The organism is Micropruina sp., assembly GCF_047606665.1.
Classification (GTDB): domain Bacteria; phylum Actinomycetota; class Actinomycetes; order Propionibacteriales; family Propionibacteriaceae; genus Micropruina.
Window position 1 is genome coordinate 81310 of record NZ_JASGEF010000013.1, and the last position, 6534, is coordinate 87843.

At 66.4% G+C, this 6534-nt stretch carries 7 protein-coding genes; 5 read left to right on the forward strand and 2 right to left on the reverse strand.

Annotated features, from left to right (window positions below):
- The first annotated feature begins 4 nt into the window (after positions 1-4).
- The 5 genes from QM619_RS03820 to QM619_RS03840 all read left to right on the forward strand — a co-directional run bounded on the left by QM619_RS03820 (position 5) and on the right by QM619_RS03840 (position 4958).
- Positions 5-868, forward strand: a complete 864-nt coding sequence (locus QM619_RS03820; RefSeq protein WP_415104485.1) for a hypothetical protein — start codon at positions 5-7, stop codon at positions 866-868.
- The gene (locus QM619_RS03825; protein WP_415104487.1) at positions 868-2007 is read left to right on the forward strand and encodes a glycosyltransferase; all 1140 of its coding nucleotides are present in this window, start codon (positions 868-870) and stop codon (positions 2005-2007) included. Before QM619_RS03820 ends, QM619_RS03825 begins: the two co-directional genes overlap by 1 nt.
- 17 nt (positions 2008-2024) lie before the next feature.
- Entirely contained in the window at positions 2025-3026 is a 1002-nt protein-coding gene (locus tag QM619_RS03830; RefSeq protein ID WP_415104489.1) for a hypothetical protein, read from the forward strand.
- Positions 3027-3123: 97 nt separating this feature from the next.
- Complete coding sequence (locus QM619_RS03835; RefSeq protein WP_415104491.1) at positions 3124-4044, forward strand: sulfotransferase domain-containing protein; 921 nt, start codon at positions 3124-3126, stop codon at positions 4042-4044.
- Positions 4045-4148: 104 nt separating this feature from the next.
- Complete coding sequence (locus QM619_RS03840; protein ID WP_415104493.1) at positions 4149-4958, forward strand: phosphotransferase; 810 nt, start codon at positions 4149-4151, stop codon at positions 4956-4958.
- Positions 4959-5149: 191 nt separating this feature from the next.
- Here the strand turns inward: QM619_RS03840 and QM619_RS03845 are convergent, their stop codons facing one another.
- Together QM619_RS03845 and QM619_RS03850 are read right to left on the reverse strand one after the other, a co-directional pair.
- Positions 5150-5800, reverse strand: coding sequence for a CDP-alcohol phosphatidyltransferase family protein (locus QM619_RS03845; protein WP_415104495.1), 651 nt, complete (start codon positions 5798-5800; stop codon positions 5150-5152).
- Positions 5801-6084: 284 nt separating this feature from the next.
- Positions 6085-6534: elongation factor 1-alpha C-terminal domain-related protein (locus tag QM619_RS03850; RefSeq protein ID WP_415104497.1), on the reverse strand; the 450-nt coding region annotated here is incomplete at its 5' end.

Genomic DNA, 6534 nt, shown 5'->3' on the forward strand with positions numbered 1-6534 from the left:
TGAGATGGACAAGCTGCTATTCGGGGACAACCAGTTCTTCGGAGTCAATCACATGTCGGAAGAGAAGGCGCGGCAACAGCAGATGCGCTTTCAGCGCACCGACGCCATTGTCGATGTGCTGAAGGACGCCTACGCCGAAGGCGTGACGACCTTCATGTGCACCACCCATGACCGGATCGGCGAGGTGGCGAATTACTTCGGCGAGAACCGTGAGCAATACCCGGACTTCACCTTCTTCCCGGGCATGCCGTACGCGCACAAGTACGCCAATGCGGTGACCACCGACGGCATGATGGGGGCGCTGAAGCGCTTCCTGCCGAACTCCGGGCTGGTGGACGCGGCGATGCGCGGAACGTCGTCGCTCGTCGGCAAAGACATCGAGGGCATCGTCACTTTGCTGATAGATGCCGAAATGAAGATGTTCGAAGGCCTGCCGACGCCGGTGATCTGGTTGCAGAACGTGGTCACCGATCTGCTGCTCGGACTCGGCTTCAACGAGGCATTCTCGATCTTCGCCGACCATGTCCGCAGCAAGTACAACGCCGAGCCCGGATTCATCACCATGAACCTGCCGATGCTCGCCGGTGTACTGGACGCCCAGGGTGTGACGTCCCCGCTGATCTGCGCCAACATCAACAAGATCGGCTTCCGGATGTCCGGGGGCATGGACGCCTACCGCAAGGCCTTGGAGTCGCATGACTTCCGGCCGGTGGCCATGTCGGTGTATGCCTCTGGTGCGATCCCCGCCGACGAGGCGATCCAGTGGGTGTGCGAGCAGCCGAACATCGAGGCGATCGTCTTCGGCGCGTCCTCGCGGCGCAACATCGCCAGCACCAAGCAACTGGTCGACAAGTACTGGCAGAAGTGATGGCGGGCGATCCGCGCACCGTCCTGGTCGCCAACCCGGGAGCCGACCTGTACGGCTCCGACCGGATGGCGGTCGAGAGCGTGAGGGCGCTGGTGGACGGCGGTTTCACGGTCTTCGTGACGGTGCCCGGATCGGGCCCGCTGGTCGAGTTGCTGACCGGCGCCGGCGCCACCGTCCTGGTGCAGCCGACCCCGATCATCCGCAAGAGCCTGCTGTCGCCGCGCGGACTGGTGCAGTTGGTGCGCGAAACGCTGGCTGCGTGGTCGCCATCCTGGCAGCTGCTGAAGCACACCAACGCGGGGACGGTGATGGTGAACACCATTACGCCGCCCCTATGGTTCCCGCTGGCCCGGCTGGCCGGACGCAACGTGGTCTGTCATGTCCACGAGGCCGAGCGCGGGACGCAGCCGATGGTGCGGCGCGCTTTGTATCTGCCGCTGCTGTTCTGCCACCGGATCGTGGTCAACAGCCAGTTCTGCCGGGACGTCCTCGCCGAGTCTGCGCCCTGGTTGGCGAACCGGGCGTCGATCGTCTACAACGCGGTGCAAGGGCCTAGCGAGGTTGTGCCCCCGCGCGAGCAGCTGACCGACGAGGCACGCCTGCTGTACCTGGGCCGGTTGTCGCACCGGAAGGGCCCGCACGTGCTGATCGACGCCGTCGACCTGCTCAAACGACGCGGACGCCGCGTGCGGCTCGCGCTGGTCGGCGCGGTATTCCCCGGCAACGAGGCCTACGAAGAGGGCTTGCGTGAGCAGGTGGCCCGCTTGGGCGTCGTCGGTGAGGTGGACTTCCTCGGGTTCCGGTCATCGGTCTGGCCGGCCCTGGCCGACCACGACATCGCGCTGATCTCGTCGGTCGGGGACGAGTCGTTTGGCAACACCGCGGTGGAGGCATCCCTGGCGGCGCGTCCGCTGGTGGTGAGCGACATTCCGGGGCTCAGGGAGGCCAGCCAGGCCGCGACCAGTGCCCTTCGGGTGCCGGCCGGTGACGCCACCGCTTTCGCCGACGCCGTAGAGACGATCGTCGACGAGTGGCGTGCCTACCGGGAAGCGGCGATCCGGGACGCCGACACGGTCGCAGAGAAATTCTCCGGCGCTCAGTACGGACGAGGGCTCATCGCGGCGATGGGTCTCGCATAGGCTGAGAGCAGGCGGGCGTGACATTGCGGTGGTTGACGGCACCCGTGGTCGGGGTGGCGTTGTGCTGCGGCTCGGCGACCTTGGCCCAACCGACCGCGCTCGCCGACCAGGAGAGTCACGTCGAATTCACGATCACCGACGACCGGATCGCCCAGTCGTCCGGCTTGGTGAGCGATCCGGTCAACCGGGTGTATTGGACCATCAACGACATCGGCGACCCAGGCGTGGTATATGCGCTGAACCAGAGCGGCAAGACCGTGGGAACACTGCGCTACGACGCCGAGCCGGCCGACGTGGAATCCATCGCCTACAGCAAGGGCCGGCTCTACGTCGGCGACACCGGCGGCAACCGCCAGAAACGCACCGTCATCACGGTGTACGAATTCAACCGCCCCCGTCCGGACGATTCCGTGCAGGCCTTCCGTGCACTGCAATTCTCCTATCCGGACGGCCCGCACGACACCGAGGCGATGCTGGTGGATTCCGCCGGACGATTCGTGTTCGTCACCAAGGATGCCGAACACGGTGCGATCTTCCGGGCGCCGACGACATTGTCGGGTTCGGAGCCGAATCCGCTCACCCGAGTCGGCGAGGCCCCGCAGTACATCACCGACGGCACGGTGCTGGCCGACGGCCGGATGATCCTGCGCAACTATGTGGCGGTGTTCCAGATCGATCCCGCGTCGTACGGCGTCACCGCCGCCGCGGGAACCCCGCCGTTGAAGCAGAGCGAGTCGGTCACCGCGCCGCTCAGCGGTCGCGGGCTGTTGACCGGCACCGAAGGCAAGCAGTCCGAGGTATTGCGGATCCCCGTCCCGACAACGTTGGGGGTTGTCCCCAGTATCACGCCGGCAACGCCGAGGCCGTCCGGATCGGTAAAGCCCAGCCCACAGCCTGTGCAGGCACAGACGTACGAGACACCCGGATTGCTTGTTTACGGCACGGCGGCACTGGTCGTGGCTGCCGGCGTGGGGGCGGCGGCGTTCCTGCGTCGCCGCGGCAAAGGTGCGCGAAGATGAGAAGCCGATCGTGGCTCCGCGGACTGATGCCGGCGGTCCAGGGTGTAGTCCACGCGTCACCCGGTGAACGTCCGACAACTGAGGAAGAGGAGCTGTGATGACACCTCCCGCAGGTCTGAAGAATTCGATGTCCGCAGCCAGGCGGCTGGTGATGAGGACGGGCAGCGGTGCGTTCCGGGTGCTCGGTTCGGCCACCGCAGATCTGCGGCCGCTGCCGGACTTCCTGCTGATCGGGACGAAGCGGGGCGGCACCACGTCGCTCTACTACGACCTGTTGCGGGTGCCCCAGATCGTCCCCATGTTCCCGACCTCCCGCTTCCTGCCGAAGGCGAACGAGACCAAGGGCGTGCACTTCTTCGATTCGTTCTACGGCAAGGGCATGCGCTGGTACCGGTCGTATATGCCGACCGCGGCCTCGCGGGCGCGCGCCGAGCGGCGACTGGGCAAACCGGTCGTCGTCGGCGAGGCGTCGCCGTACTACCTGTTCCATCCGTTGGCGGCCGCCCGCGCCTACGCGGCGATGCCGAACGCGAAGATCGTCGCACTGCTCCGCGACCCGGTCGAACGCACACATTCGCACTGGAAGGAGCGTCGGCGCAGCAACGCCGAACCGCTGGACTTCGCCCAAGCGCTCGAAGTCGAGGAGCAGCGCCTCGCCGGCGAGGAGCAGCGGATCATCGCCGAGGCGCCGCACTACATCAGCTACCCGCACGAACAGCAGTCGTATGTTGCTCAGAGCCGGTACGTGCACGGGTTGCGCCGCTGGGCGGACCTGTACGGCATGGAGAACATCCTGGTGTTGGCCAGCGAGGACTACTACGCCGACCAGCCTGCCGCTGTCGCGACGGTGGCCAGGTTCCTGGGCCTGGACGCCCCCGATCTGGAGATCGGCGGGCATCTGAACGCGGCACCGGGCGGATCGATGGATCCGGAGCTGCGCCGTCGGTTGCAGCAGGGCTTCACCGAGGACAACGCCGCGCTCGAGCGGATGATCGGTCGCAGGCTGCCATGGCAGTGAGGGTCAGGGGGGAGGCCGATCATCGGCCGTGGGTCACGTTTCCGGCCACCGGCCATATCTGGATTCCGTCCGGGAACCGCCGGACAGCGGCGGCCGGAATCGCCATGCATTCGCCCTGTCGGCCGATCGCGGTCGCGGCCCAACGCGCCCTGTATCTGGCGGTTCGCGTGGCCGGCTCACGGATCATTCCTGGCCGTCGAGGCACCTGGACCGAGCCGCTTCCCGGGGCCAAGTGGCAGGAACTGCTGGATCAGTGGCGATCTGCGGTGGGCCCGGTCGACGATCTGGTGCTCTACCGGCGTCCGCAGGTGGGCCGGTCGGGACTCGCGGCCCTGCTGCTTCGCCACGGGCGCGGGGTCGGCTTCGCCCGCTTCCACCCCGACGAGGCCAGGGTCGAGCGCGAGTTCGGCATCGTGTCGGCCGTGCACGCTGCCCGACCCACGAGTTTCGCGGTGGCCCGGCCGTTGGCGTCCGGCCGGCTCGCGGACGGCGGCGCCTGGCTGGTGAACGAGTCGCTGCCCAACTATCCGTTGGGTGCGGTTCGCGATCCGGCCGTCCGAGAGCGGGTCGCGGACGAGATCGGCGAGGTGCTGACGGGCGTGTTGCCTCGTCCCGACGGGACTCCCGCCCATTGGCGCGTGGCGCACGGCGACCTGGCACCGTGGAATCTGCGGACGCTACTGGGCGGTGCCGTCCGGGTGATCGACTGGGAGGACGCCTGTTACGCGCCGCCCGGAGTGGACCGGCTGTACGGTGCGCTCACGGCCCACACGACCTTCGGTGCGCCGCTGCCGAATGCCGCGCCTGGCGAGGCGATCGACTGGATCACCAAGAAGATCGAGGGCTGGACACATACGGACACCGAAAAGTCGGTGGTGCCGTTGAAGCTGCTGGCGGCAGTGTCGGCAGAGTAACCCCCCGACCTGCTCACGCGGTGGTGAACGGGTCGCGCAGACTCACCCCCGAAGCAGAGGAAACATGAGAGGCGCTCCCACGTACGCCAGTGGACTCACCCCACAGGAGGGGAACGGCGCCTCCATGGTGCTGAACAAGCCCTCCGGCTGACCGACGGCGATGTGCTGATCTACCTGATCCGCACCCCACGTCAGGCAGTACGGGCGCGGGCTGATCGACGCGATGGGTCTGAGCCGCTAGCCGCCAGTTCGGCGTCCAGTGCGCGCAGGCGCCGATACCAGGCGCCCAGCACGAGGAAGGTGTAGCCGGCGTTGGCCACCGTGAGGAACAGGTAGAACCACTGGAACGCCGCCGGGGCAGCCAGGAGCAGGAACGACAGCGCCAGCAGTCCGTAGTCGGTGGGCAATTTCAGCAGCGACATCAGCGGCGAGCCGGCAGTCGGAGCCGCGGTCGTGTCACCTTGTCGCAGCCGAGCATTGCGGGTCAGCAGGTCGGTCAGCAGCATCCCGAAGAAGTGGATCACGTAGACGGCAGCGAAGATGACAGGAACCAGCAGCCAGATCGGTGCGACATCGAAGAATCGATACACCGAAATCAGCACCGCCAAGTGCAAGGTGGCGATCTTGAAAGAGTCGATCAGATGGTCCAGCCATTCGCCGGTCAGGCTGCCGCCTCCGCGCAACCTGGCCAGCTGGCCGTCGGCGGCGTCCAATGCGTAGCCGAGGACAAGGGCGGCAGTAACTCCGGCGGCCAGCCCTGGACTGGGCGGCACGAGAGCGATCAGCACGATGCCTGTGAAGGTAAACAATGCGCTGACGACAGTCACCTGATCGGGTGTCATGCCCAAACGGTGGGCGATGGCCGCGAACAGCCGACCAAGTGGCCGGTTCACGAGCAGCGAATAGATGGGTGCGCCCTTCGAACTCTTCTGAGCGGCCTGAAGCTGGGCATAGTTGGTCCTGACTGCAGGTCGCTGTAAAGTTGGCATGAAAGTAAGTCCCCTTGTCGTAGCTGGGAGTGAGAGGCGTCGGGGGGTGCATCGGACGCCGCCGTCAGTCTACGCCACTCGATGACGCGGAACACGCTCCTGCCCACCTACCGCCGTCAAACTTAGGGGCATTCGCATCAACTCAGGAAACCAGCGCCCACCGTGCGGTTAGTGGATTCGTCGACCAGAATCACCGAGCCGGTCATCCGGTTCGATTGGTACTTCTCTATGAACAGCGGCTTGGTGCAGCGCATTCGCACCCGGCCGATGTCGTTGAGGCCCAGCGAGGTGACCGAGTCGTCCCGGTGCAGGGTGTTGATGTCGATCCGGTACACCACCTCGCGGATCTTGACCCGTGCCCAGGTGGTGGTGTGCTTGAGCGCCAGGGTGCGGCCGGGTGTCAAAGTGGTGGTCTCGTCCATCCAGCAGATCCGCAGGTCGAGATCCTGGGTCGGCTCGACCGGGTTGTTGGGCCGCACCAGCATGTCGCCGCGGGAGATGTCGATCTCGTCGGTCAGCCGCAGCACCACCGACATCGGCGGGTAGGCGCTGTCCTGTGGGCCGGTCGGAGAGTCGATCGCACTGAC